The sequence below is a fragment of the Enterobacter sp. RIT418 genome (genome assembly GCF_003057745.1).
Taxonomy (GTDB): Bacteria; Pseudomonadota; Gammaproteobacteria; order Enterobacterales; family Enterobacteriaceae; genus Enterobacter.
Genome location: NZ_QBJD02000006.1, coordinates 225,151 through 250,648, shown reverse-complemented (window position 1 = coordinate 250,648; position 25,498 = coordinate 225,151). Strand labels below are relative to the sequence as shown.

Here is a 25,498-nt window from a genome sequence, read left to right as displayed (position 1 = left end):
GCCGACAGAGGCTAAAAATGGCAGGCTTGTCCCCTTTCATCGGGACGGTCTATCAGATTATGCAGTTACAGAAATTAGTCAATATGTTTGGTGGGGATCTTTTGCAGCGGTATGGGCAAAAGGTTCACAAGCTGACGCTGCACGGGGGCTTTAGCTGCCCAAACCGCGACGGCACCATCGGGCGCGGCGGCTGCACCTTCTGTAACGTTGCGTCTTTTGCTGACGAAGCCCAGCAGCACAAATCCATTGTTGAACAGCTCGCCCATCAGGCCAGCCTGGTAAACCGCGCCAAACGGTATCTGGCCTATTTTCAGGCCTACACCAGCACGTGGGCGGAGGTGCAGGTATTACGCTCGATGTACCAGCAGGCGGTGAGCCAGGCCAATATCGTGGGGCTGTGCGTCGGCACGCGTCCGGACTGCGTGCCGGAAGCCGTGCTGGATCTGCTCAGCGAGTACAAAGAGCAGGGCTACGAAATCTGGCTCGAGCTGGGCCTGCAAACGGCGCATGACAAAACGCTGCACCGCATCAACCGCGGGCATGACTTTGCCTGCTACCAGCGCACTACGCGCCTTGCGCGCGCGCGAGGTTTGAAGGTCTGTTCACATCTGATTGTCGGCCTGCCGGGCGAAGGACAGCAGCACGGACTCGACACGCTGGAAAGAGTGGTCGAAACCGGTGTGGACGGCATCAAGCTCCACCCGCTGCACATTGTGAAAGGCAGCATTATGGCGAAGGCCTGGGAAGCGGGGCGGCTAAGCGGCATCGAACTCGATGAGTACACCGTGACGGCAGGCGAGATGATTCGCCACACGCCGCCGGAGATCGTCTATCACCGCATCTCCGCCAGCGCCCGCCGCCCCACGCTTCTGGCACCGCTCTGGTGTGAAAACCGCTGGACGGGGATGCTGGAAATCGACCGCTATCTGCACGAACACGGCGTTCAGGGCTCGGCGCTGGGCCGCCCGTGGGGTCCGCATTTACCGACGACGGCCGCCTAACAGGCTTCCCAGCATGCCGCGCACAATCTGGTTGGTGACCTGCCGCGCCGCGCTTTTCGCCATCGTTTGTACCACGCCGTCGCGCTTGCCGCCGCGCGGCCCGGTGGTGCCGAAGAGAATATCTTTCAACCCACCGAGAATGCCGTCGTCCACGGCCACTGATTCACCTTTGGCAGCCGGCGCGTCCTGAGATTCGGTAGCCGCCTGCACCCCTTTTTGCAGTATCTCAAACGCCGACTCCCGATCCACTTCATCTTCGTATTTGCCGTAAACCGGCGAGTGGTTGATCAGGCCGTTGCGTTCATCGTCGGTCACGGGCCCCATTCTTGAACAGGGGGCAATGACCATTGCGCGTTCGACCACCGACGGGCTGCCTTTTGCGTCCAGGAAGGAGATGAGCGCCTCACCTGTCCCCAGAGCTTGAATCGCGGCCTCGGTATCAAACGCGGGATTGGCCCGCATGGTTTGCGCGGCGGCTTTCACCGCTTTCTGATCTTTTGGCGTAAAGGCGCGCAGGGCATGCTGAACGCGGTTACCGAGCTGGCCGAGCACGTTGTCAGGAATATCCGATGGGTTTTGCGAAACGAACCAAACGCCCACGCCTTTGGAGCGAATCAGGCGGATGACCTGTTCAATCTTATCCAGCAGCACCTGAGGCGCATCGTTAAACAACAGATGCGCTTCGTCAAAGAAGAAGACCAGCTTTGGCTTTTCCAGATCGCCCGCTTCCGGCAGCTGTTCGTACAGTTCAGACAGCATCCACAGCAGGCTTGCCGCATAGAGCTTGGGCATCTGATAGAGCTTTTCCGCGCTGAGAATATTAATGATGCCTTTGCCGCTACCGTCGGTGCGCATCCAGTCTTTGATATCCAGCATCGGCTCGCCGAAGAAGTGCGCGGCACCCTGTTGCTCCAGCGTCAGCAGCCCGCGCTGAATAGCACCCACCGAGGCGCTGCTGATGTTGCCGTACTGGTTCTGGAAGGATTTAGCGTTATCCCCGATATATTGCGTAATGGCGCGCAGATCTTTGAAATCAAGCAGCAGCAGCCCCTGATCGTCGGCGATGCGAAAGATGATGTTCAGCACGCCGGACTGCACCTCATTCAGGTTCAGAAGACGGGCGAGAAGAAGCGGGCCAAGGTCGGAGACGGTCGCGCGAACAGGGTGGCCTTTCTCGCCAAAAATGTCCCATAGCACAACCGGGTTGTTGTGGGGAGTCCAGTCCGTAATACCAATGTTTTTGAGGCGCTCGAGCAGTTTTTCCGACGCCGCGCCTTCCTGAGCTACGCCGGTTAAATCGCCTTTTACATCGGCCATAAATACCGGTACGCCAATCTCTGAAAGCGACTCTGCCAGCTTCTGTAGGGTGACGGTTTTCCCCGTCCCCGTCGCGCCGGTGATCAGGCCGTGGCGGTTTGCCATCGCGGGCAGTAAAAACAGCTCTTTTTCCCGCGTCCGGGCAATTAACAAGGGTGTACTCATGATGCGCGTCCTCACTTTGACATGGGTGCAGTATAGGCAACCCGACGGCAAAATGTCTGCGTAAATTCCTGACTTTGCGGCGCGTTATCCAGCGCAGGCTATGCTTTTGCATACGGTAAACAAAATTTTGGAAAGCTATATCCAGATTCTTCTTTAACGACCGCAAACAGCTGGTCAACGACGCCATTGAAGGCATACTGATCTCCGCGCCGCACGGTAATCTCGTGAAGCTTGATATCGACCCTGCAATTCGCGTGGTGGCGCGCGGCGACTGGGACAAAAGCCGCGTGGCGGTCATCTCCGGCGGTGGCTCTGGTCACGAACCGGCACATGCCGGTTTTGTAGGGAAAGGGATGCTCACGGCGGCGGTGTGTGGCGATCTGTTCGCCTCGCCGAGCGTGGATGCGGTGCTGAATGCCATCGTGGCGGTAACGGGCGACCGTGGCTGTCTGCTGATTGTCAAAAACTACACCGGTGACCGCCTTAACTTCGGCCTGGCGGCTGAAAAAGCCAAGCGCTACGGGTTGAAGGTCGAAATGGTCATCGTCGCGGATGATATTGCCCTGCCGGACAACAAGCAGCCGCGCGGCATTGCCGGTACGGCGCTGGTGCATAAAATTGCGGGCGATGCGGCAGAGCGCGGCAAGTCGCTGAATGAGGTTCGGGATATCGCGCGGCAGGCGTGCGATAACCTCTGGAGCCTGGGCGTGGCTATGCAAACCTGCAATCTTCCAGGAAGCGATGATGAAGAGGGGCGCATCAAAAAAGGCCACGTTGAGCTTGGTCTGGGCATCCACGGGGAGCCGGGGGCTTCCGTTGTGGATACGCAAAACAGCAGGCGGATTATCGAGACGTTGGTGAAGCCGCTTATGGAACAGGCGGGTAAGGGTCGCTTCGCGGTGCTGATTAACAATCTGGGCGGCGTTTCGGCGCTGGAGATGGCGCTGCTGACCAAAGAGCTGGCGCATTCGGCCCTCAAAGAGCAGATCGCCTACCTGATTGGCCCCGCGCCGCTGGTGAGCTCGCTGGATATGAAAGGGTTTTCGCTTTCCCTGCTGAAGCTTAATGACGCCTTTGAGAAGGCGCTTACTGAAAGCGTTGAGACGCTGGGCTGGCAAAAGCCCGTTGCATTTTCGCCGGTGAAAACGCTGCCCCATACCGCAATTCACGACAGCGTGGAGTTTACGCCGTCGGAGAATGCGCAGGTTGCTGCAGGCGTGCGGGCGGTGACGCAGACGCTGCTCGATCTTGAGAACAGGCTGAACGCGCTGGATGCCAAAGTGGGCGACGGGGATACGGGGTCAACCTTTGCGCAAGGCGCGCGGGACATTGCGCAGCGGCTGGAGAAAAAGCAGCTGCCGCTTAACGACCTGCCAAAGCTGCTCCTGCTGGTGGGCGAACGTCTGGCGACCGTGATGGGGGGATCGAGCGGAGTATTGATGTCGATCTTCTTTACGGCGGCCGGGCAGAAGCTGCAAGACGGCAAGCCGCTGGCGGACGCGCTGCTGGGCGGGCTGGCGCAGATGAAGCACTACGGTGGGGCCGATCTCGGAGATCGTACCCTGATCGATGCGCTGCAGCCGGCGCTTGAGGCGCTGCAGAAAGGCGATCTTAAGGCGGCGGCAAAGGCGGCACAGGCAGGCGCTGACGCGACGGCGAAAATGGAAAAAGCGGGCGCGGGGCGTTCGTCGTATGTGAATAAAGAGAATCTGGACGGGGTGACCGATCCGGGGGCAGTTGCGGTGGCAGAAGTGTTTAATGCCATGATAGAAGCAAAACGGTAACAACCGTTACCGTTTTAGTGTTTGCGCCCTCTCCCAGGGGAGAGGGCTGGGATGCGGGCAGCAGGCCGCACATTCCCCGGCAAACTCACATCAAAAATCCGCTTTCAACACTACGCGGTAACGGGCTTTACCGTCGCGCACGTGCTGGATAGCTTCGTTGATCTTCGACATTGGATACAGTTCGGTGGTCGGCGCCACTTTGGTGCGTCCGGCAAACTTCATCAGCTTGCGCAACTCGTACGGCGTGCCCGTCGCGGAGCCGGAAACGCTGCGATCGCCGCCGATCAGCGTAAACGCCGGAACCGGCAGCGGCTTCATCACGGCACCCACGGTATGGAAGTTACCGCCGTAGGCCAGCGCTTCGAAGTACGGCTGCCAGTCGAGATCGACGTTTACGGTATTGATGATCAGATCAAACTGGCCCGCCAGCGCGTTGAGCGCCTGAGGATCGCGGCTGTTCACGACTTTGTCTGCGCCCATCGCCAGCACTTCTTTCTCTTTGGCGGGGTTCGAGCTGAAGGCCGTGACTTCGCAGCCCATAGCATGCAGCAGCTTAATGGCGATATGGCCCAGGCCACCGATGCCGATCACGCCTACGCGGCTGGTGGCGGTGATATGGTGCATCAGCAGCGGTTTGAACACGGTAATACCGCCGCACAGCAGCGGACCCGCGGTTTCGATATCAATGCTGTCCGGCAGCGGGATGACCCATTGCCAGCCGGCGCGAAGCTTATCGGCAAAACCGCCCTTGTTCATGATGGTCGGCGTTGCGCCTTCCAGACAGTTGATCTGGTTACCGCTGATACAGGCGTCGCAGTGGCCGCAGCTGCGTGCCGTCCAGCCAATGCCCACGCGCTGGCCAATCTTCAGTCCTTTGTCCTGTGCGGCTGTGCCGAGCGCGACGACGCGACCAATGATTTCGTGGCCTGCAATCAGCGGATACTGCGAAAAGCCCCATTCGTTGTCGATCATCGAGAGATCCGAGTGGCAGATCCCGCAGTAGTCGACCTGGACCTCGACGTCTTCTGCTTTTAGTTCGCCCGCGTCGTACTCGTACAGCTCAAGTTCTGCACCCGCCTGCGGTGCGGCGTAGCTTTTTATCTTCGACATCGTCCTTCCCCTTTATGGTGTGAAATGAAAAGTGTAGAGCATTCAGTTTACGGTCGCTTAGCAGAAGGGGGCGGTAACGAAACTTACAGACTTTTCAGCATTCTGACTTCGCAATCAACGTGGCCGGTACAGCCCAGAGGCGCGTCAATATGCTCAAAGCCCAGATGTTCATACAGGCCAATTGCCTCTTTGAGGAAGGCGGTGGTTTCGAGGTAGCAGCGTTTGAAGCCCTGCGTGCGGGCGTGCTCGAGCGCCTGCAGCGCAAGCTTCTTAGCCAGCCCCTGTCCGCGCACGCTGGGCAGGAAGTACATTTTTTGCAGCTCGCAGATGTCCGGCTCGCTGCAGCTGAGCGGCGCGATGCCGCCGCCGCCCACGACTTCACCGTCCTGCTCGATGATCCAGTAGGCATGGCCCGGCTGGCTGTAGAGCTGGTACAGCTCGTCAAGATTCGGATCGGCAACGGTGTAGCCTTTGTCGGCGGTCAGTCCGTACTCCGCAGAAACGTGGCGAATGACGGCGGCAATCGCCGGGTTGTCTTGCTCAATGAGACGACGCATCGTCGTCGCGGCGGGGGTAATCACGCTCATAGCCATACTCATGACAAAAATGACACATTGCTGGTGTTAATAGCACCGCAGAAAGGGGAGTGCAAGCGAGGAGTTTTCAGGAAGGTTACCCCTTACGCCCTGAAGCGTAAGGGGTAAAAGCATTACAGGGCGGCGATAACCGCCTGCTGCTCGATCAGTTTGGATTTCGCATCTGCGAAAGCAACCAGACGCTCACGCTCTTTGGCGATGACCGCTTCCGGCGCGCGGGCGACAAAGCCTTCGTTCGCCAGCTTGCTTTCGATTTTGCCGATTTCCACGTCGACTTTCGCCACTTCCTTCGCCAGACGCGCCAGCTCGGCGTCTTTGTCGATCAGGCCCGCCATCGGGATCAGCAGCTCTGCGCCGTCGATGATTTTGGTCACGGAGACCGGACCTTTGTCATCAGCAGGCAGCACGGTGATGCTTTCCAGGCGCGCCATCGTTTTCAGGAAGGTGTTGTTCTCACTGACGCGACGAACGGCAGCCTCGCTGCAGCCGCGCAGAAGCAGTTCCAGCGGCTTGCTCGGCGCGATATTCATTTCCGCACGAATATTACGTACGGCAACGATCGCCTGCTTCAGCCATTCGGTATCCGCCGCTGCGGCTTCATCAACGCGCGCAGCGTCAAATTCCGGGAACGGCTGCAGCATGATGGTGTCCGCGTTGATGCCTGCAATCACCTTCACGCGCTGCCAGATGGTTTCGGTAATGAATGGAATAACCGGATGCGCCAGGCGCAGCAGGCCTTCCAGCACGGTAATCAGCGTGTTGCGCGTGCCGCGCAGCTCTGCTTCAGACCCGCCGTTCATCACCGGCTTCGCCAGCTCCAGATACCAGTCGCAGAACTGGTTCCAGGTGAATTCGTACAGGATACCCGCCGCGATGTCGAAGCGGTAGCTGTCCAGCGCTTCGCGGAACGCTTTCACCGTCTGGTTGAACTCGGCCAGGATCCAGCGGTCCGCCAGCGACAGGGTCATCTCGCCGCCGTTAAAGCCGCAGTCCTGGTCTTCGGTGTTCATCAGCACGAAGCGACTGGCGTTCCACAGCTTGTTACAGAAGTTGCGGTAGCCTTCCAGGCGCTTCATGTCCCAGTTGATGTCGCGGCCGGTAGAGGCCAGCGCCGCCAGGGTAAAGCGCAGGGCGTCGGTACCGTGAGACTCAATCCCGTTCGGGAACTGCTTCTCGGTGCGCTTGCGGATTTTCTCTGCCAGCTGCGGCTGCATCATGTTGCCGGTACGTTTTTCCAGAAGTTCTTCCAGAGAGATACCGTCAACCATATCCAGCGGGTCAATAACGTTACCCTTGGACTTGGACATCTTCTGGCCTTCGTCGTCGCGGATCAGGCCGGTCATGTAGACGGTGTGGAACGGAACCTGCGGCTTGCCGTTTTCATCTTTGATGAAGTGCATGGTCATCATGATCATGCGGGCGATCCAGAAGAAGATGATGTCGAAGCCGGAAACCATCACGCTGGTTGGGTGGAACTGACGCAGCGCGTCGGTGTTTTCCGGCCAGCCGAGGGTAGAGAAGGTCCACAGCGCGGAGGAGAACCAGGTATCCAGCACGTCTTCGTCCTGACGCAGCGCGACGTCTGCACTCAGGTTATTTTCCTGACGCACTTCGTCTTCGGTACGGCCAACGTAGACGTTGCCTTCGTTGTCATACCAGGCCGGGATGCGGTGGCCCCACCACAGCTGGCGGGAGATACACCAGTCCTGAATGTCACGCATCCAGGAGAAGTACATGTTTTCATACTGCTTCGGCACGAACTGGATATCGCCATTCTCAACCGCTTCAACGGCCGGCTTCGCCAGCACGTCGGCGCGCACGTACCACTGGTCGGTCAGCATGGGCTCGATAACCACGCCGCCGCGGTCGCCGTACGGCACGGTCAGATCGTGAGGTTTGATCTCTTCCAGCAGGCCGAGCGCGTCAACGGCAGCCACGATCGCTTTACGCGCGGCAAAGCGCTCCAGCTTCTGGAACTCTGCCGGAATGTCGCTGGAGTAAACGTCAGATTCTTCGCCTTTCGTGTCAAAGACCTGCGCGCTTTCGCGGATATCGCCGTCGAAGGTCAGAATGTTGATCATCGGCAGGGCGTGACGACGGCCCACTTCATAGTCGTTAAAGTCGTGCGCAGGGGTAATTTTCACGCAGCCGGTGCCTTTTTCCATGTCGGCGTGTTCGTCGCCCACGATTGGAATACGGCGGTTTACCAGCGGCAGGACCACAAATTTGCCGATCAGATCTTTGTAGCGTGGATCTTCCGGGTTAACGGCCACGCCGGTATCGCCCAGCAGGGTTTCCGGACGGGTGGTGGCAACCACCAGATAGTCTTTACCGTCTGCGGTTTTTGCACCGTCGGCCAGCGGGTAGCGGATGTGCCACATGGAGCCTTTCGACTCGCGGTTTTCCACTTCCAGGTCAGAAATTGCGGTGCGCAGTTTCGGGTCCCAGTTTACCAGGCGCTTGCCGCGGTAAATCAGGTCTTCTTTGTACAGGCGGACGAAGACTTCTTTCACGGCATTGGAAAGGCCTTCATCCATCGTGAAGCGCTCGCGCTCCCAGTCTACGGAGTTACCGAGACGGCGCATCTGACGGGTAATGGTGCCGCCAGATTCCGCTTTCCACTGCCAGATTTTGTCGATGAACGCCTCGCGACCGTAGTCGTGACGGGTTTTACCTTCTTCAGCGGCAATTTTACGCTCAACCACCATCTGGGTCGCGATACCCGCGTGGTCAGTCCCCGCCTGCCACAGGGTGTTTTTTCCCTGCATGCGCTGGTAGCGGATCATGGTATCCATGATGGTCTGCTGGAAAGCATGACCCATATGCAAACTGCCGGTGACGTTCGGCGGCGGGATCATGATGCAGAAGGACTCTTTGCTTTCGTCGCCGTTAGGCTTGAAATAGCCCTGCTGTTCCCAGTGCTCGTAAAGCGGCTGTTCGATATCGCGTGGGTTATATGTCTTTTCCATTATTTCCAGGTTGCCGTATTCAGGTTAAAACCGGCCAGGCGGTACGCTTTGTAGCGTTCGCGCGCCAGCTGTTTCAAGGATTCTTCGTAAGGGACAAAGTCTACCACTTCTGTGAAAGCGGTGGCAAAATCTGCAAAATCTATCCGCAGGCTAATCAGGATATCGCGCGCGCTGCTGTTGCGTTTTTGCGGCCAGGCAATTTCTACCGGTGCACCGCCGCGCGGGCCTTCTCCGGACAAGTTATGCGGTACAAAACTCTCCGGCGGGCGCGCCCAAAGCGCCTCATCAAGGCGAATCGCCTGCTGTTCATCTTCACAGGCAATCAATACGCGCTTGCCTGCGCGCCAACGTTCTGCGGCAATTTCGCACACCAGCTGTTCAACGGCGCTAAGACCGTCCTGATGGGTGTCGTTGTCCAGAAGGTAGAACGTTGCATTCTTCATATATGGGGCTTCTTGTGCTCACTTTAAATGCTTAAGCCGGGTGGCGGCTTCGCCTTACCCGGCCTACGGTTTACTGCCGTTCTGACTTACTCGTCGCCGTTAAAACCCGCGCGGTTCAGCAGGAACTGCGACAGCAGGGCGACCGGGCGACCGGTCGCGCCTTTGGCTTTACCCGAGCGCCATGCGGTGCCCGCGATGTCCAGGTGCGCCCAGTTGTACTTGCGGGTAAAGCGCGACAGGAAGCAGCCTGCGGTGATAGCACCGCCCGGACGGCCGCCGATGTTCGCCATGTCCGCGAAGTTGGACTCCAGCTGCTCCTGGAACTCGTCGCCCAGCGGCAGGCGCCACGCGCGGTCTCCCGCCTGTTCGGACGCGCCAATCAGCTCGTGCGCCAGCGGATTATGGTTCGACATCAGGCCGGTGATATGGTGGCCCAGCGCAATCACGCAGGCACCGGTCAGGGTTGCTACGTCGATAACGGCTTCAGGTTCGAAACGCTCCACGTAGGTCAGCACGTCGCACAGCACCAGACGGCCTTCGGCGTCAGTGTTCAGCACTTCAACGGTTTGTCCGGACATGGTGGTCAGGACGTCGCCCGGGCGATAGGCGCGTCCGCCAGGCATGTTTTCACAGCCCGCCAGTACGCCAATGACGTTAATCGGCAGCTGAAGCTCCGCGACCATGCGCATCACGCCGTATACCGCCGCCGCGCCGCACATATCGTACTTCATCTCATCCATGCCTTCGGCAGGCTTAATGGAGATGCCGCCTGAGTCGAAGGTCAGGCCTTTACCGACCAGCACGATAGGGCGCGCGTCTTCGGACGGATTGCCTTTGTACTCAATGACCGACATCAGGGATTCGTTCTGCGAGCCGTTGCCAACCGCCAGATAGGAATGCATCCCCAGCTCTTTCATCTGCTGTTCGCCGATGACGCGGGTAATCACGTTTTTGCTGTAGGAATCGGCAAGCTGACGCGCCTGAGAGGCCAGGTAGGCGGCGTTACAGATGTTTGGCGGCATGTTGCCGAGATCTTTTGCCGCTTTGATGCCGGCGGCAATCGCCAGGCCATGCTGGATCGCGCGCTCGCCGCTGGTCAACTCGCGGCGGGTCGGGACGTTAAAGACCATCTTACGCAGCGGACGACGCGGTTCGCTTTTCGTGGTTTTCAGCTGATCGAAGCTGTAGAGGCTCTCTTTCGCGGTTTCGACAGCCTGACGCACTTTCCAGTAGGTGTTACGGCCTTTGACGTGCAGCTCGGTCAGGAAGCAGACGGCCTCCATTGAGCCGGTATCATTCAGCGTATTGATGGTTTTCTGAATGACCTGCTTATACTGGCGCTCATCCAGCTCGCGCTCTTTACCGCAGCCAATCAGCAAAATGCGTTCGGACAGCACGTTTGGCACGTGGTGCAGCAGCAGGGTCTGGCCCGGTTTACCTTCCAGCTCGCCGCGGCGCAGCAGGGCGCTAATGTAGCCGTCACTGATTTTATCGAGTTGTTCGGCGATCGGGGAGAGCCGGCGTGGTTCAAAAACGCCCACAACGATGCAGGCACTCCGCTGTTTCTCCGGGCTACCGCTTTTTACACTGAACTCCATGCACTACGCTCCTGAATCTTAAAGACAACGGCGGCCGCTACAGATAGAATTGAAACCTTTCGTAACTCATATCCGCTGTTGTGATGACTTCGTGTTAATCTTACGTTATTACGGTTTCGACACGTCAGACAATGTCCTGAAGCGTGAATCCGCCGGGTTTTTTAATCTTAGCGATGATTTCGACGACTCAAGAGAATAAATGACGTTTAAGCCATGAAACAAGCGATTTTCCAGCAAAAAGACGGGTTTTTACGGGCGTATTAATAGTGATAATCATAAGATATCTGGTGCGGGAGACGCTCAAGAGCCAACTGGCGATCCTCTTTATCCTTCTTCTGATCTTCTTCTGTCAGAAGCTGGTCAAGATCCTCGGTGCGGCGGTTGACGGCGAAATTCCAACAAATCTGGTGCTTTCCCTGCTCGGGCTAGGCGTGCCGGAAATGGCGCAGCTTATCCTGCCGTTAAGCCTTTTCCTCGGTTTGCTGATGACGCTGGGTAAGCTCTATACCGAAAGTGAAATCACGGTGATGCATGCCTGCGGCTTAAGCAAAGCCGTTCTGGTCAAAGCCGCCATGATTCTGGCGCTGTTCACGGGGATTGTTGCCGCCGTGAATGTGATGTGGGCAGGGCCCGCGTCGTCGCGCCATCAGGATGAGGTGCTGGCTGAAGCCAAAGCTAACCCGGGCCTGGCTGCGCTCGCGCAGGGCCAGTTCCAGCAGGCTACCGACGGCAATTCCGTGCTCTTTATTGAAAGCGTTAACGGCAACCGCTTCAACGACGTTTTCCTTGCCCAGCTTCGCCCGAAAGGCAATGCCCGCCCTTCCGTTGTGGTGGCTGACTCCGGACAGCTTTCACAGCGTAAAGACGGTTCTCAGGTGGTGACGCTGAACAAAGGCACGCGTTTCGAAGGCACCGCGATGCTGCGCGACTTCCGCATTACGGATTTCCAGAACTATCAGGCCATTATCGGGCATCAGGCCGTCGCGCTTGACCCAACCGATACGGAACAGATGGACATGCGCACGCTGTGGAATACCGATACCGACAGAGCGCGCGCGGAATTCCACTGGCGTCTCACTCTGGTATTCACCGTATTTATGATGGCACTGATTGTGGTTCCCCTCAGCGTGGTCAACCCGCGTCAGGGACGCGTGCTGTCTATGCTGCCCGCAATGCTGCTTTACCTGGTCTATTTCCTGTTGCAGACCTCGATTCGTTCCAACGGTGCGAAAGGTAAGCTGGACCCGATGGTCTGGACATGGGCGGTTAACAGCCTGTATATCCTGCTGGCAGTGGGATTGAACGTATGGGACACGGTGCCAGTGCGCCGAATTCGTGCCCGATTTACGCGTAAAGGAGCCATCTGATGCAGCTTTTTGGCGTTCTCGATCGCTATATCGGTAAAACCATTTTCACCACCATCATGATGACCTTATTCATGCTGGTGTCGCTCTCCGGCATTATTAAATTCGTCGACCAGTTGAAAAAGGCCGGACAGGGGAGCTATGACGCGCTAGGGGCGGGCATGTATACCCTGCTCAGCGTGCCAAAAGATGTGCAAATCTTCTTCCCGATGGCGGCCCTGCTGGGGGCGCTGCTCGGCCTGGGGATGCTCGCGCAGCGCAGCGAGCTGGTTGTGATGCAGGCGTCGGGCTTTACCCGCATGCAGGTTGCGCTCTCGGTGATGAAAACGGCTATTCCGCTGGTTATTCTGACGATGGCAATCGGCGAGTGGGTGGCACCGCAGGGTGAGCAGATGGCGCGTAACTATCGTGCCCAGGCGATGTACGGCGGTTCGCTGCTGTCGACGCAGCAGGGCCTGTGGGCGAAAGACGGCAGCAACTTCGTGTATATCGAACGCGTTAAAGGTAACGACGAGCTGGGCGGAGTGAGTATTTACGCCTTCAACAGCGATCGCCGCCTGCAGTCAGTCCGTCACGCCTCTTCCGCGAAGTTTGATGCTGAAAACAAACAGTGGCGCCTGTCGCAGGTGGATGAGTCCAACCTGACCGATCCGAAACAAATTACCGGCTCGCAGACGGTGTCCGGAACGTGGAAAACCAACCTGACGCCTGACAAGCTGGGCGTTGTGGCGCTGGATCCTGATGCGCTGTCCATCAGCGGCCTGCACAACTACGTGAAGTATCTGAAGTCGAGCGGCCAGGATGCGGGGCGCTATCAGCTCAACATGTGGAGTAAAATCTTCCAGCCGATGTCCGTGGCCGTCATGATGTTGATGGCGCTGTCGTTTATCTTTGGTCCGCTGCGCAGCGTGCCGATGGGCGTGCGCGTCGTGACCGGTATCAGCTTTGGCTTTGTTTTCTACGTGTTGGATCAGATCTTTGGGCCGCTGACGCTGGTTTACGGCATTCCGCCGATTATTGGCGCGCTGCTGCCAAGCGCCAGCTTCTTCCTGATCAGCCTCTGGCTGCTGCTTAAGCGCTCCTGACGGCTCGTCTTCTCGCTCCCGGTTCGTCGGGAGCGAGCTAATCTCCTGTTTCATCCCGCACTTTTTCTCATAACCTTCAACGCCCCGCCGCGAATTTGAGTATTATTGAGCGATATAGTCGTGAAGGGATCCTCTATGAAGCAAATTCGAATGCTCGCCCAGTACTACGTCGACCTGATGATGAAGCTTGGGCTGGTGCGTTTCTCCATGCTGCTGGCGCTGGCCCTGGTGGTTCTGGCGATTGTCGTGCAGATGGCCGTCACCATGGTGCTGCACGGCCAGGTCGAAAGCATCGACGTTATCCGCTCTATCTTCTTCGGCCTGCTGATCACCCCATGGGCCGTCTACTTCCTCTCGGTGGTGGTTGAACAGCTGGAAGAGTCCCGCCAGCGCCTGTCGAAGCTGGTTGAAAAGCTGGAGGAGATGCGCGACCGCGACCTTAAGCTCAACGTTCAGCTGAAGGACAACATTGCGCAGCTGAATCAGGAGATTACGGACCGCGAGAAGGCGGAGGCCGAGCGTCAGGCGACGCTGGAACAGCTGAAGGTGGAGATGAAAGAGCGTGAGGTGACGCAGATCCAGCTTGAGCAGCAATCCTCTTTCCTGCGCTCCTTCCTGGATGCGTCTCCGGATCTCGTTTTCTACCGCAATGAAGATAAAGAGTTTTCCGGCTGTAACCGGGCGATGGAACTGCTGACCGGCAAGAGCGAGAAGCAGCTTATCCACCTCAAGCCGCAGGACGTCTATTCAGAAGAGGCCGCCGCCAAGGTAATGGAAACGGACGAGAAGGTCTTCCGCCATAACGTCTCGCTGACCTACGAGCAGTGGCTGGATTATCCGGACGGGCGCAAAGCCTGCTTCGAGATCCGCAAGGTGCCGTACTATGACCGCGTGGGCAAGCGCCACGGCCTGATGGGCTTTGGCCGCGATATTACCGAACGCAAACGCTATCAGGATGCGCTTGAGCGCGCCAGCCGCGACAAGACGACCTTCATTTCCACCATTAGCCACGAGCTGCGTACGCCCCTGAACGGCATTGTCGGCTTGAGCCGCATTCTGCTGGATACCGACCTGACCGGCGAGCAGGAAAAATACCTTAAAACCATCCACGTCTCGGCGGTAACGCTCGGCAATATTTTCAACGATATTATCGACATGGATAAAATGGAGCGCCGCAAGGTTCAGCTTGATAACCAGCCGGTCGATTTCACCGGTTTTCTGGCCGACCTGGAAAACCTGTCCGGCCTCCAGGCGCAGCAAAAGGGGCTGAGCTTCCTGATGGAGCCAACGCTTCCGCTGCCGCATAAGGTGGTGACGGATGGCACGCGCCTGCGCCAGATCCTGTGGAACCTGATCAGCAACGCCGTGAAATTCACCCAGAACGGCGGCCGGGTAGCGGTGCGTATTCGCTACGATGAGGGCGATATGCTGCACTTTGAGGTGGAAGACTCCGGCATCGGTATTCCGCAGGAAGAACAAGACAAAATTTTCGCCATGTATTATCAGGTCAAAGACAGCAACGGCGGCAAGCCCGCTACCGGCACCGGAATTGGCCTGGCGGTGTCGAAACGCCTGGCGAAGAGCATGGGCGGGGATATCACCGTAGCGAGCCTGCCGGGCAAAGGCTCAACCTTTACGCTGACGGTGCATGCGCCTGCGGTGGCGGAAGAGGTTGAGGATACCTTCGATAATGACGATATGCCGCTGCCGGCGCTGCACGTGCTGCTGGTGGAAGATATTGAGCTTAACGTCATCGTGGCGCGCTCGGTGCTTGAGAAGCTGGGCAATAGCGTTGATGTGGCGATGACCGGAAAAGCCGCTCTGGAGATGTTTACGCCGGGAGAATATGACCTTGTGCTGCTGGATATTCAGCTGCCGGATATGACCGGGCTGGACATTTCCCGCGAATTGACCCGCAAATACGCCGCCGACGATCTGCCGCCGCTGGTCGCGCTGACGGCGAACGTGCTGAAGGATAAAAAAGAGTACCTTGATGCCGGTATGGATGATGTGCTCAGCAAGCCGCTGGCAGTGCCTGCGCTGACTGCCATGATCAAGAAGTTCTGGGATACCCGTGATGAAGAGGAGAGCACCATGACGTCTATTGATAGCGAAAAAGCTCAAACGATATTGGATACCGCCATGCTGGAGCAGTACATCGATCTGGTGGGGCCAAAACTGATTACCGACGGCCTGGCCGTGTTTGAAAAAATGATGCCGGGCTACCTGAACGTGCTGGAATCCAACCTGACGGCGCGTGACAAAAAGGGCATCGTGGAGGAAGGGCATAAGATTAAAGGTGCAGCGGGATCAGTAGGCCTGCGCCATCTGCAGCAGCTCGGTCAGCAGATTCAATCTCCCGATTTACCCGCCTGGGAAGATAACGTAGGTGAATGGGTTGAAGAAATGAAGCAGGAGTGGCAAAACGACGTGGCGGTATTAAAAGCGTGGGTGGATGCCAGAAAAAAATGACCCCGGCTTAACCGGGGTGCGCGAATACTGCGCCAACACCAGGGAAATTGTGGCTGCGCCGAATTTTTCGTGTTGTTTTCGCATGGGCGCCGCCTTAATGTGAGGCCGCACGCAAATAAGATAGCAAATCTTAAATGGTTTGTTACATGAATCAGTGAAATGTGTGAAGCATAGCGTTTTAATCAGAATTATTAATGTGCTTCAGCGAGTTGGAAAGAAGGATCGTCATGATGAAAAAGATTGGTGTCGTGCTGAGCGGGTGCGGTGTTTACGACGGATCGGAGATACACGAAGCCGTATTAACGCTGCTGGCCCTGTCCCGCCACGGGGCGGAAGTCGTCTGCTTCGCGCCGGATAAAAATCAGGCCGATGTCATTAATCATCTGACCGGCGAACCGATGGCGGAAACGCGTAACGTGCTGACTGAAGCGGCGCGTATTGTCCGCGGCGATATCCGCCCTCTGAAGGAGGCTGATGCCTCAGCGCTGGATGCGTTAATCGTGCCGGGCGGGTTTGGTGCGGCGAAAAATCTGAGCAATTTTGCGTCGCAGGGCGCGGAGTGTCGCGTTGAACCGGAGCTAAAGGCGCTGTCGCTGGCGATGCACGCGGCGGGTAAACCGCTGGGCTTTATCTGTATTGCGCCTGCCATGCTGCCTAAAATCTTTGATTTCCCGCTGCGCCTGACCATCGGAACCGATATCGATACCGCCGAGGTGATTGAAGAGATGGGCGGGGAACACGTGCCGTGTCCGGTCGATGACATCGTGGTGGATGAAGACAATAAAATCGTCACGACGCCCGCGTACATGCTGGCGCAGAACATTGCCGAGGCGGCCGTGGGGATCGATAAGCTGGTGGACAGAGTGTTGGTTCTTACTGAATGAGCCGGAAATTTGCTCCGGGCGCATGGGTAAAACGTCTCCTGCTGCGCGCTATCGTGATTCTGGCGGTCTTTTGGGGCGGCGGGATTGCTCTGTTCAGCGTCATGCCCGTTCCCTTTTCCGCGGTGATGGTTGAGCGTCAGGTTAGCGCATGGCTGTCGGGTGATTTCGGCTACGTTGCGCATTCAGACTGGGCGGGCATGGATGATATCTCGCCGTGGATGGGGCTGGCGGTAATCGCGGCCGAAGATCAAAAATTCCCGGAACACTGGGGGTTTGACGTCGCGGCGATAGAGAAAGCGCTGGCGCACAACGAGCGAAATGAGAGCCGCGTGCGCGGGGCGTCGACGCTATCTCAGCAGACGGCAAAAAACCTGTTTCTTTGGGATGGCCGCAGCTGGGTGAGAAAGGGGCTGGAGGCTGGCCTGACGGTGGGCATCGAAACCGTCTGGAGCAAGAAACGTATTCTGACGGTGTATTTGAATATCGCCGAGTTCGGCGACGGCGTCTTTGGCGTTGAAGCCGCATCCCAGCGTTATTTCAATAAACCCGCCAGCAGGCTGAGCCTTTCTGAAGCGGCGCTGCTGGCCGCCGTCCTGCCGAATCCGATCCGTTTCAAAGCGGACGCGCCTTCGGGCTATGTGCGAAGCCGCCAGGCGTGGATTATGCGCCAGATGCGACAGCTCGGTGGAGAAGGATTTATGGAGAGAAATTCACTCATGTAGGGCGGGAAGCGCAGCGCAACCCGCCTCGGAGACAGGGATCAGTCTTCGTCAAACCCGGCGTTGAATAGCGCGATAACTGCGGCCAGGGCTTCCTCTTCCTGAGGGCCAGTGGCTTCCACTTCAATCTGACGGCCTTTGGCTGAATCCAGCATCAGCAGCGCGATCACGCTGTTGGCTTCGGCTTCGGTGCCCTCGTCGTTACGCAGCAGAACCTCTGCATCAAAACCCTGCATCAGCTCAAACAGCTTCATCGCCGGGCGGGCGTGCATGCCCAGCTTGTTGGTGATCTCAACGGTCTGTTTTACGGTCATGTTTTACGTTTTTCCAGCGTGCGATGACGGGACTGAACGTTCTTCCCGCGCGAGCGGAAGTAGTCGGCCAGCTGTTCGGCGATATAGACCGAACGATGTTTACCGCCGGTACAGCCAATCGCCACCGTCAGGTAGCTACGGTTGTTGGTCTCCAGCATAGGTAACCATAGCTCAAGGTAGCTTCGCGTCTGGTAAATAAAATTGTGAACTTCTGTGTGTCTGTCGAGGAACGCCGCCACGGGCTTATCGAGGCCGGTCATTGGGCGCAGCTTAGGGTCCCAGTGCGGGTTCGGCAGGAAGCGCACGTCGAAAACATAATCTGCATCGATAGGAATGCCGTGCTTGAAGCCGAAGGATTCAAACACCATCGTCAGCTCGCGCTCGCGTTTGCCCAGCAACCGGGTGCGCAGCATTTCCGCCAGCTCATGCACGGACATTTCGGAGGTGTCGACAATCAGGTCGGCGCGGGAGCGTAGCGGCTCCAGCAGATCGCTCTCCTCGTCGATGGCGCTTTCCAGCGAGAGATTTTTACTGGAAAGAGGATGCAAACGACGCGTGTCGCTGTAGCGACGGATCAGCGTATTGCGGTCAGCATCAAGGAACAGCAGCTGAGGCGAGAAGGCTTCCGGCAGGCTATTCATTGCCTGTTCAAAAACTTCAGGTGATTCCGGCATATTACGGACGTCAATGCTGACTGCCGCCGAGATTTGTCTGTCTGCGAGCGTGCGGGCCAGATCGGGCAGCAGCACCACCGGCAGGTTATCTACGCAGTAAAAGCCCATATCTTCCAGCGCGCGCAGGGCCACGGACTTTCCCGAACCCGAACGACCGCTGACGATCATCAGCACCATGTTCCGTTTCTCCTCAGGGCAACAGATGTGAAGGTCATCTCCCGGTTACTCATCTTCCTGGCGGCCTTCTGATTCCGTGATAATTTGATATAGCTCTTCATCACTTTGCGCGGAGCGCAGCCGACGACAAATGGTTTTATCCGCCAGACGTTTCGCGACCAGCGAAAGGGTATGCAGATGCGTTTTCGTCTGGTCCGCGGGCACCAGCAGCGCGAAGAGGAGATCGACGGGCTGGTTATCGATAGCGTCGAAGGCGATTGGCGTTTCGAGCTGCACGAAAACACCGACGGCACGCAGGGTGTCTTCTTCCAGTTTGCCGTGGGGGATCGCAATGCCGTTGCCGATGCCGGTACTGCCCATTTTTTCGCGGGTCAGAATGGCTTCGAACACGACCTGCGGCGGCAGGCCCAGCTGTTTCGCGGCCAGTTCACTGATGATCTCCAGCGCACGTTTTTTGCTCTGGCAGTGAACGCCACTGCGGGTACATTCCTGGTTAAGGACATTGCTCAGTTGAAGAGCGGAATCGTTGTTCATCATAATTTCACCTAAGCGCTAACTGTACAAATGGCCCGTTGTGCTCCACAACAGGCCGTCCTGCACCCGTTAACTGCCCGGACAATTAGTGTTGTTTCAGTTTATCTTTATGTTTATTAAGCTGTCGCGCAAGCTTGTCAATCAAGCCGTCGATAGCAGCGTACATGTCTTGCCCTTCCGCACTGGCATGAAGTTCACCCCCGTTAACGTGCAGGGTGGCATCCGAGATGTGAGTCACTTTCTCCACTTTCAACACAATATAGACCTGATTGATCCTTTCGAAATACTGCTCGAGCTTGGCGAACTTCGTGTTCAAAAACTCACGTAAGGCGTCAGTAATTTCGACATTGTGTCCTGTGATATTGAGCTGCATAGTGTCTTCCTTATCGGTTGTGTCACACCAGTTGTTTACGCTGGTTTGACGGCGGAATGGATAAAGACTCTCGATACTTCGCAACGGTACGTCGTGCCACCATAATACCCTGGTCGGACAGCAGGGTGGTCAACTTACTGTCGCTCAGTGGTTTCGCGGGGTTTTCCGCGGCGATCAACTTCTTCACCAGCGCGCGAATTGCCGTTGACGAGGCTTCGCCGCCGCCCTCGGTGTTCACGTGGCTGGAGAAGAAATACTTAAGCTCAAATATGCCGCGCGGACTGTGCAGATACTTTTGCGTGGTCACGCGAGAAATGGTTGATTCATGCATCTCGACGGCCTGGGCGATATCGGCCAGCACCATCGGTTTCATAAACTCTTCGCCTTGTTCAAAGAAGGCCTGCTGCTGTTCAACAATGCAGCGGCTGACGCGCAGCAGCGTATCGTTTCGGCTTTCAAGGCTTTTAATCAGCCATCGTGCTTCCTGTAAATTACTGCGAATGTATTGATTATCGGAATCGTTACGCGCGCTGGTGCACAGGGAGGCGTACTGCTGATTGATTTGCAGGCGAGGAAGGCTGTCGGAATTGAGTTCAACGATCCATCTGTCGTTATGCTTTCTCACCAGCACGTCCGGAATCACGTATTCCGGTTCGCTGGTCTGGATCGACTGCCCGGGACGCGGATCGAGCGACTGGATCAGGTTTACCGCTTCCTTCAGCACCTCTTCTTTGAGGCGCGTTACGCGCATGAGCGAGCGGAAATCGTGGTTAGCCAGCAGATCGAGATGTTCGCTGATGATCAGGCGGGCTTCGTCAATCCAGGGCACGCCCTTGTCGAACTGGGAGAGCTGGATCAGCAGGCAGTCGCGCAGATCTTTCGCCGCCACGCCCACCGGGTCAAAGCGCTGAATGCGTTTTAAAACGGCTTCCACCTCTTCGAGTTCGATCTCGTCGTTACCGATGCTTTCGAGAATGTCGTCCAGCGTGACGGTTAAATACCCGGTGTCATCAACGGCGTCGACAATCGAGGTCGCAATGGCGCGATCGGTATCGGAGAAAGGCGTCAGCTCCACCTGCCACATCAGGTAATCCTGTAGCGACTGGGTGGTTTCCCCCTGATAAACGGGCAGCTCGTCATCCTGATAGTCAGCGCGCGTGCCTGAAGGGGTACCCGCAGTGTAGATTTCATCCCAGCTGGCATCGAGAGGAAGCTCATCCGGCATCTCTTTTTGCTCAAGGGCGTCAGCGGTGTCGAGCGTTTCGGTATCCTGCGTTTGCTGAGTGTCTACTTCTTCATGAAGATCGGTTTGCTCCAGCAGCGGGTTACTGTCCAGCGCCTGCTGGAGCTCCTGCTGGAGTTCTAACGTGGACAGCTGCAACAGGCGGATTGCCTGCTGGAGCTGAGGCGTCATCGCCAGTTGTTGGCTCAGCCTTAATTGCAAACCTTGCTTCATATTCAGAGCATTTTTCTCCGCGCCGGCGTTACGTTACCTCTACCCTATCAGAGTCTGAAGTCTTCCCCAAGGTAGACGCGCTTAACATGCTCATCTTCAAGGATCTGCTGCGGCGTACCGTGGGCAATCAAATGGCCCTGGCTCACGATATACGCACGTTCACAAACGGCCAGCGTTTCGCGAACGTTGTGGTCGGTGATCAGCACGCCAAGCCCGCTGTCGCGCAGATGCTCGATAATACGTTTGATATCGATGACGGAAATCGGGTCAACGCCCGCAAACGGTTCATCCAGCAGAATGAATTTTGGGTTGGCTGCCAGCGCGCGGGCAATCTCAACGCGGCGGCGTTCACCGCCGGAGAGCGCCTGGCCGAGGCTGTCGCGCAGGTGTTCGATGTGGAACTCTTCCATCAGCTCGTTCGCGCGGTCGGTGCGCTGCTCGCTGGTGAGATCGTCACGGATCTGGAGCACGGCCATCAGGTTATCGAAAACGCTCAGGCGACGGAAAATGGACGCTTCCTGGGGCAGGTAGCCTATGCCACGACGCGCGCGCGCGTGCAGCGGCAGCAGGCTGATATCTTCATCATCGATGATGATATTGCCCGCATCGCGAGGCACGATGCCCACAACCATGTAAAAGGTGGTGGTTTTACCCGCACCGTTTGGGCCAAGCAGACCGACGATTTCGCCTGAATTCACGGTCAGACTGACATCTTCCACGACGCGGCGGCCCTTATAGGCCTTCGCGAGATTTTTAGCAGTTAATGTTGCCATAACGAATTAGTTACTCTTCTTCTGTGCCGGGGCCTGGCTTTTATCCTGCAGCTGAGACGGAACAAGCACGGTAGTCACGCGTTTGCCTTTCTCGCTGGAGGCCTGCATTTTCTGCTCTTTCACCAGGTAGGTGATCTTGTCGCCGGTAATATTGCTGTCCAGCTGTTCCAGATAGGCGTTACCGGTCAGGATGACGAGATCTTTCGCCAGCTCATAGTGCATGTGCGAGGCACGGCCTTTGACCGGCTTTCCGTTATCCTGCATCTGGTAGAAGGTCGCCGGATTGCCGTAGCCATCAATAATCTCTTTGCCCTGTTCACCGCCTGGGCGAGTGACCACCACTTTATCGGCGTTGATTTTGATCGTGCCCTGAGTCATCACAACGTTGCCGGTGAACGTAACGACATTACCCTGCATATCAAGCGACTGCGTGTCGGATTCGATATGGATCGGCTGTTCGGTGTCACCCGTCACGGCAAGCGCGGGAAGGCTGGCCGCCAGCAGCGCGCTGGCAATAACAACTTTAAGGCTGAGTTTGTTTGTTTTGAATTTCATAAGAGGTTCTAACCTTTTCAATCAGCTCGGCGTTTTTGCTGCGTAAGTTCCCGCGCATTTTCATACCGCTGGAATTAAATGTAGTGCCGTACAATGTCACCAGATCCTGTGACGTCACGTCCTGAGTCACCAGGTTAATCTGGGCGTTATCCGTCGTGATTTTGCGCAGTTGTGCGTCAGCGGTCAGGGCGTTGACTTCAACGTGGCCATACAGATAAAGCATACGGTCATTCGTTAATTTTGCTTTGTCAGCCTTAATCGACCACGTCGGGACTTTATCGGTATCAAAGGTGGTCATGATCGGTTGCGTAAACCATGAAACGCTGTCATCCGAGAAATATTCAACGTGCTGTGCAATCAGGCGATAGTTCAGCGCACCTTCCGGGCTGTAGACCACGGTGTCGCTATGATCGCTTTTATACGTAGGCTCGCTGGTGTTGACGACTTCCGTCTGGCTATCGTCACGGTCAGCGAGATTGACGCCAATCAGTATCAGTGCGACAAGCGTTAGCAGAATGATAACCCAACGTCTGGTTTTACTCATATCGATTGCCCTTTGGCCTCATCAAGCTTGCCCTGCGCCAGCAGCAGCAGATCGCAGACTTCCCGTACGGCGCCGCGCCCGCCGTTAATGTGGGTAACATAGTCAGCCCGCGGGATCAGCAGCGGATGCGCGTCGGCAACGGCGATACTCAGCCCCACTTCTGCCATGACCGGCCAGTCGATGAGGTCGTCCCCCACGTAGGCCACGTTTTCCGGGGCAATAGCCAGTTTTGCCAGCAAATCCCTGAAGGCGACCATCTTGTCAGATTGCCCCTGATACAGATGGGTAATGCCCAGCGTTTCGCAGCGGTCTTCTACCAGTTTAGCTTTTCGTCCGGTGATGATGGCAACTTCGATACCGGACGTGAGCGCACAGCGAATGCCGTAGCCGTCGCGCACGTTGAAGGCTTTAAGCTCTTCGCCGTTGTTGCCCATATAAATCAGGCCATCGGAGAGCACGCCATCCACATCAAGGATCAAGAGACGGATGTTTTCCGCCTTTGCCATCATGCTCGCGCTGACCGGACCATAACAGGTTGCAAGGGATGCACCCGCATTACTCATTGTCTTATCCTTCATTACACTACGCCAGCGCGCAGCAGATCATGCATATGTACCACACCCAGCAGTTGGTCGCCATCGGCAACCATCACTGAGGTGATATGTCGGGACTGCATCAGGTTCAGTACGTCCACGGCCAGCGTACCCGGGCGGACGCGAATGCCGCCGGAAGTCATCACGTCGGCGATGCCTAGCGTACGCACGTCAACGCCCATATCGAACACGCGGCGCAGATCGCCATCGGTGAAAATGCCCTGGATTTTCATCAGGTCGTCGCAGATTACCGTCATGCCCAGATTTTTACGGGTGATCTCCAGCAGCGCATCGCGCAGGGAGGCCTCTTTGCTGACGTGAGGGATCTCATCGCCCGTGTGCATAATATCGTTAACCCGCAGCAGCAGCTTGCGCCCAAGCGCGCCGCCGGGATGGGAAAGCGCGAAATCTTCGGGAGTGAAGCCACGGGCCTCCAGCAGCGCGACGGCGAGCGCGTCGCCCATGACCAGCGCGGCGGTGGTACTGGAGGTAGGAGCCAGGCCCAGCGGACAGGCTTCCTTCGGCACTTTGACGCAAAGATGGATATCCGCCGCGCGCGCCATGCTGCTTTCCGGGCGGCTGGTCATGCAAATCAGCGGAACATGCAGCCGCTTCAGGACTGGGATCAGCGCCAGTATTTCGTTGGACTCGCCGGAGTTTGACAGGGCAATAACCACATCCTGAGGCGTCACCATTCCCAGATCGCCGTGCGCGGCTTCACCAGGGTGAACGAAAAACGACGAAGTCCCCGTGCTGGCGAAGGTGGCCGCCATTTTGCGTCCAATGTGGCCGGATTTCCCCATCCCCATCACCACGACTTTACCCGCACAGTGGAATATCTTCTCACAGGCCAGGCTGAAATCCTGATTAATATACTGATCTAACTGCGCCAGACCTTCACGTTCAATCTCCAGAACGTTTTTTCCCGCTTTCTGAAAGTCAAAACCCGGCTGCAATTCTATTTGCGACATAATGCGTTTCCGTTTACCCAGAGAGAAGAGGCGAAAGCCAGTAGAGCATCGCCATCCATACGATAAAACCACCCGTCAGCAGCGCGCCCGCGCCTTTGCCGATCTGTCTTTTACGCCGCCAGCAGAGCAGGGCGAAAATCACGCTGACCAGCAGCATCACCCCGTAGTCGCGTGAGAAAGCCAGCGGATTAAACGCGCCTGGCGATATCAGGGCAGGGAGGCCCGTCACGATGGCAATGTTGAAAATGTTGGAGCCGATAATGGTGCCAATGGCGATATCGTCTTCGCCCTTGCGCGCGCCCGCGATGGCGGTAGCAAGCTCCGGCAGGCTAGTGCCGATGGCGATAACCGTCAGGCCAATCGTCAGCTCGCTCATCGCGAAGTAGTTCGCCAGCACCGTGGCGTTATCCACCACCATTCGCGTTGCCATCGGCATAATAATTAGCGCGACGCCGAGCCAGAGCAGGGCAACGGGCAATGTTCCTTCTCGCGGGAGCTCCGCCACATGTTCGCGCGTGAGGCTATCGCTGCCCTGTTTTTCAGCCAGGCTCGCTATCTTAACGCTGTAAAACAGCCAAACCACGGCCAGCGCCAGCAGGAAAATGCCATCCCCAACGCTAAGCACGCCATCATACAATACGCAGCCCGCCAGCAGGCTTACGATCAACATTAGCGGCAATTCTCGGCGCAGAACATCAGAATGTACGCGAAATGGATGCAGCAGCGCCGCCAGGCCTAAAATGAGCAGAATATTGACGATGTTAGAGCCGAGCCCGGTACCAATAGCGAGATCGACCTGGCCATGAAGCGAAGCCGACACTGACACAATGATTTCGGGAAGAGAGGTTCCCACGCTGACGACCGTCATGCCAATAATCATGGGCGGCATACCGATCAGGCGGCACAATATGGATGCAGCAAATACTAAACGGTCAGCACTGTAGACCACTAAAAGTAAACCGATTATTAACAGTGCTGTCGCTAAAAGCATCAAAAGTCCTTTCTTCAGGTATACTCGCCGGTCCAC

The 25,498-nt window shown here is 57.0% G+C and carries 24 protein-coding genes; 7 read left to right on the top strand and 17 right to left on the bottom strand.

The window, feature by feature from the left end; translation table 11 throughout:
* The first annotated feature begins 59 nt into the window (after positions 1-59).
* Entirely contained in the window at positions 60-1,001 is a 942-nt protein-coding gene (locus DBY73_RS09610; RefSeq protein ID WP_112010950.1) for a TIGR01212 family radical SAM protein, read from the top strand.
* Here DBY73_RS09610 and DBY73_RS09605 read toward each other — a convergent pair.
* Positions 981-2,483, bottom strand: coding sequence for a helicase HerA-like C-terminal domain-containing protein (locus DBY73_RS09605; RefSeq protein WP_112010927.1), 1,503 nt, complete (start codon positions 2,481-2,483; stop codon positions 981-983). The genes DBY73_RS09610 and DBY73_RS09605 overlap by 21 nt on opposite strands.
* 137 nt (positions 2,484-2,620) lie before the next feature.
* On the opposite strand from DBY73_RS09605, the gene DBY73_RS09600 reads away from it, so the two are divergent.
* Positions 2,621-4,267, top strand: a complete 1,647-nt coding sequence (locus tag DBY73_RS09600) for a dihydroxyacetone kinase subunit DhaK (protein ID WP_112010926.1) — start codon at positions 2,621-2,623, stop codon at positions 4,265-4,267.
* A gap of 90 nt (positions 4,268-4,357) precedes the next feature.
* On the opposite strand, the gene DBY73_RS09595 is transcribed toward DBY73_RS09600, so the two are convergent.
* The 5 genes from DBY73_RS09595 to pepA all read right to left on the bottom strand — a co-directional run bounded on the left by DBY73_RS09595 (position 4,358) and on the right by pepA (position 10,983).
* Entirely contained in the window at positions 4,358-5,377 is a 1,020-nt protein-coding gene (locus DBY73_RS09595) for an NAD(P)-dependent alcohol dehydrogenase (RefSeq protein WP_112010925.1), read from the bottom strand.
* A gap of 83 nt (positions 5,378-5,460) precedes the next feature.
* Positions 5,461-5,964 carry a GNAT family N-acetyltransferase gene (locus DBY73_RS09590; protein WP_112010924.1) on the bottom strand — a complete coding sequence of 168 codons (504 nt, stop codon included), beginning with the start codon at positions 5,962-5,964 and terminating at the stop codon, positions 5,461-5,463.
* Between the two features lie 122 nt (positions 5,965-6,086).
* Positions 6,087-8,942 carry a valine--tRNA ligase gene (locus DBY73_RS09585; RefSeq protein WP_112010923.1) on the bottom strand — a complete coding sequence of 952 codons (2,856 nt, stop codon included), beginning with the start codon at positions 8,940-8,942 and terminating at the stop codon, positions 6,087-6,089.
* A complete protein-coding gene (holC, locus tag DBY73_RS09580) occupies positions 8,942-9,385 on the bottom strand; it encodes a DNA polymerase III subunit chi (RefSeq protein ID WP_008502815.1) in 444 nt (147 codons plus the stop codon). Before holC ends, DBY73_RS09585 begins: the two co-directional genes overlap by 1 nt.
* 86 nt (positions 9,386-9,471) lie before the next feature.
* Positions 9,472-10,983 carry a leucyl aminopeptidase gene (gene pepA / locus DBY73_RS09575; RefSeq protein ID WP_112010922.1) on the bottom strand — a complete coding sequence of 504 codons (1,512 nt, stop codon included), beginning with the start codon at positions 10,981-10,983 and terminating at the stop codon, positions 9,472-9,474.
* 266 nt (positions 10,984-11,249) lie between these two features.
* Here pepA and lptF point away from each other — a divergent pair, with 266 nt between their 5' ends.
* From lptF to mtgA, 5 genes are all read left to right on the top strand, one after another.
* Positions 11,250-12,350 (top strand): LPS export ABC transporter permease LptF, encoded by a 1,101-nt coding sequence (gene lptF, locus DBY73_RS09565; RefSeq protein ID WP_112010921.1) that lies wholly within the window; start codon positions 11,250-11,252, stop codon positions 12,348-12,350.
* Entirely contained in the window at positions 12,350-13,432 is a 1,083-nt protein-coding gene (lptG, locus tag DBY73_RS09560; protein ID WP_112010920.1) for an LPS export ABC transporter permease LptG, read from the top strand. The genes lptF and lptG overlap by 1 nt, the downstream gene beginning before the upstream one ends.
* Before the next feature lie 135 nt (positions 13,433-13,567).
* Complete coding sequence (gene arcB / locus DBY73_RS09555; RefSeq protein ID WP_112010919.1) at positions 13,568-15,904, top strand: aerobic respiration two-component sensor histidine kinase ArcB; 2,337 nt, start codon at positions 13,568-13,570, stop codon at positions 15,902-15,904.
* A 230-nt stretch (positions 15,905-16,134) separates the two neighbouring features.
* Complete coding sequence (gene elbB, locus DBY73_RS09550; protein ID WP_112010918.1) at positions 16,135-16,788, top strand: isoprenoid biosynthesis glyoxalase ElbB; 654 nt, start codon at positions 16,135-16,137, stop codon at positions 16,786-16,788.
* Entirely contained in the window at positions 16,785-17,510 is a 726-nt protein-coding gene (mtgA, locus tag DBY73_RS09545) for a monofunctional biosynthetic peptidoglycan transglycosylase (protein WP_112010917.1), read from the top strand. The genes elbB and mtgA overlap by 4 nt, the downstream gene beginning before the upstream one ends.
* A 38-nt stretch (positions 17,511-17,548) precedes the next feature.
* Here mtgA and npr read toward each other — a convergent pair whose 3' ends face one another.
* From npr to DBY73_RS09490, 11 genes are all read right to left on the bottom strand, one after another.
* Entirely contained in the window at positions 17,549-17,821 is a 273-nt protein-coding gene (gene npr / locus DBY73_RS09540) for a PTS phosphocarrier protein NPr (protein ID WP_003861872.1), read from the bottom strand.
* Complete coding sequence (gene rapZ, locus DBY73_RS09535) at positions 17,818-18,672, bottom strand: RNase adapter RapZ (RefSeq protein ID WP_112010916.1); 855 nt, start codon at positions 18,670-18,672, stop codon at positions 17,818-17,820. The genes npr and rapZ overlap by 4 nt, the downstream gene beginning before the upstream one ends.
* Before the next feature lie 45 nt (positions 18,673-18,717).
* Positions 18,718-19,209, bottom strand: coding sequence for a PTS IIA-like nitrogen regulatory protein PtsN (ptsN, locus tag DBY73_RS09530; protein WP_112010915.1), 492 nt, complete (start codon positions 19,207-19,209; stop codon positions 18,718-18,720).
* 82 nt (positions 19,210-19,291) lie between these two features.
* Positions 19,292-19,579, bottom strand: a complete 288-nt coding sequence (gene hpf, locus DBY73_RS09525) for a ribosome hibernation promoting factor (RefSeq protein ID WP_112010914.1) — start codon at positions 19,577-19,579, stop codon at positions 19,292-19,294.
* Positions 19,580-19,601: 22 nt separating this feature from the next.
* Positions 19,602-21,035 carry an RNA polymerase factor sigma-54 gene (rpoN, locus tag DBY73_RS09520; RefSeq protein WP_112010913.1) on the bottom strand — a complete coding sequence of 478 codons (1,434 nt, stop codon included), beginning with the start codon at positions 21,033-21,035 and terminating at the stop codon, positions 19,602-19,604.
* Between the two features lie 47 nt (positions 21,036-21,082).
* Entirely contained in the window at positions 21,083-21,808 is a 726-nt protein-coding gene (gene lptB, locus DBY73_RS09515) for an LPS export ABC transporter ATP-binding protein (RefSeq protein ID WP_003861862.1), read from the bottom strand.
* A 6-nt stretch (positions 21,809-21,814) separates the two neighbouring features.
* Positions 21,815-22,363, bottom strand: a complete 549-nt coding sequence (gene lptA / locus DBY73_RS09510) for a lipopolysaccharide ABC transporter substrate-binding protein LptA (RefSeq protein WP_112010912.1) — start codon at positions 22,361-22,363, stop codon at positions 21,815-21,817.
* Entirely contained in the window at positions 22,332-22,907 is a 576-nt protein-coding gene (gene lptC, locus DBY73_RS09505) for an LPS export ABC transporter periplasmic protein LptC (RefSeq protein WP_112010911.1), read from the bottom strand. The genes lptA and lptC overlap by 32 nt, the downstream gene beginning before the upstream one ends.
* Entirely contained in the window at positions 22,904-23,470 is a 567-nt protein-coding gene (gene kdsC / locus DBY73_RS09500; RefSeq protein WP_112010910.1) for a 3-deoxy-manno-octulosonate-8-phosphatase KdsC, read from the bottom strand. The genes lptC and kdsC overlap by 4 nt, the downstream gene beginning before the upstream one ends.
* Before the next feature lie 14 nt (positions 23,471-23,484).
* Positions 23,485-24,471 carry an arabinose-5-phosphate isomerase KdsD gene (gene kdsD, locus DBY73_RS09495; RefSeq protein ID WP_112010909.1) on the bottom strand — a complete coding sequence of 329 codons (987 nt, stop codon included), beginning with the start codon at positions 24,469-24,471 and terminating at the stop codon, positions 23,485-23,487.
* 13 nt (positions 24,472-24,484) lie between these two features.
* Entirely contained in the window at positions 24,485-25,462 is a 978-nt protein-coding gene (locus DBY73_RS09490; RefSeq protein WP_112010908.1) for a calcium/sodium antiporter, read from the bottom strand.
* Positions 25,463-25,498: the final 36 nt, after the last annotated feature.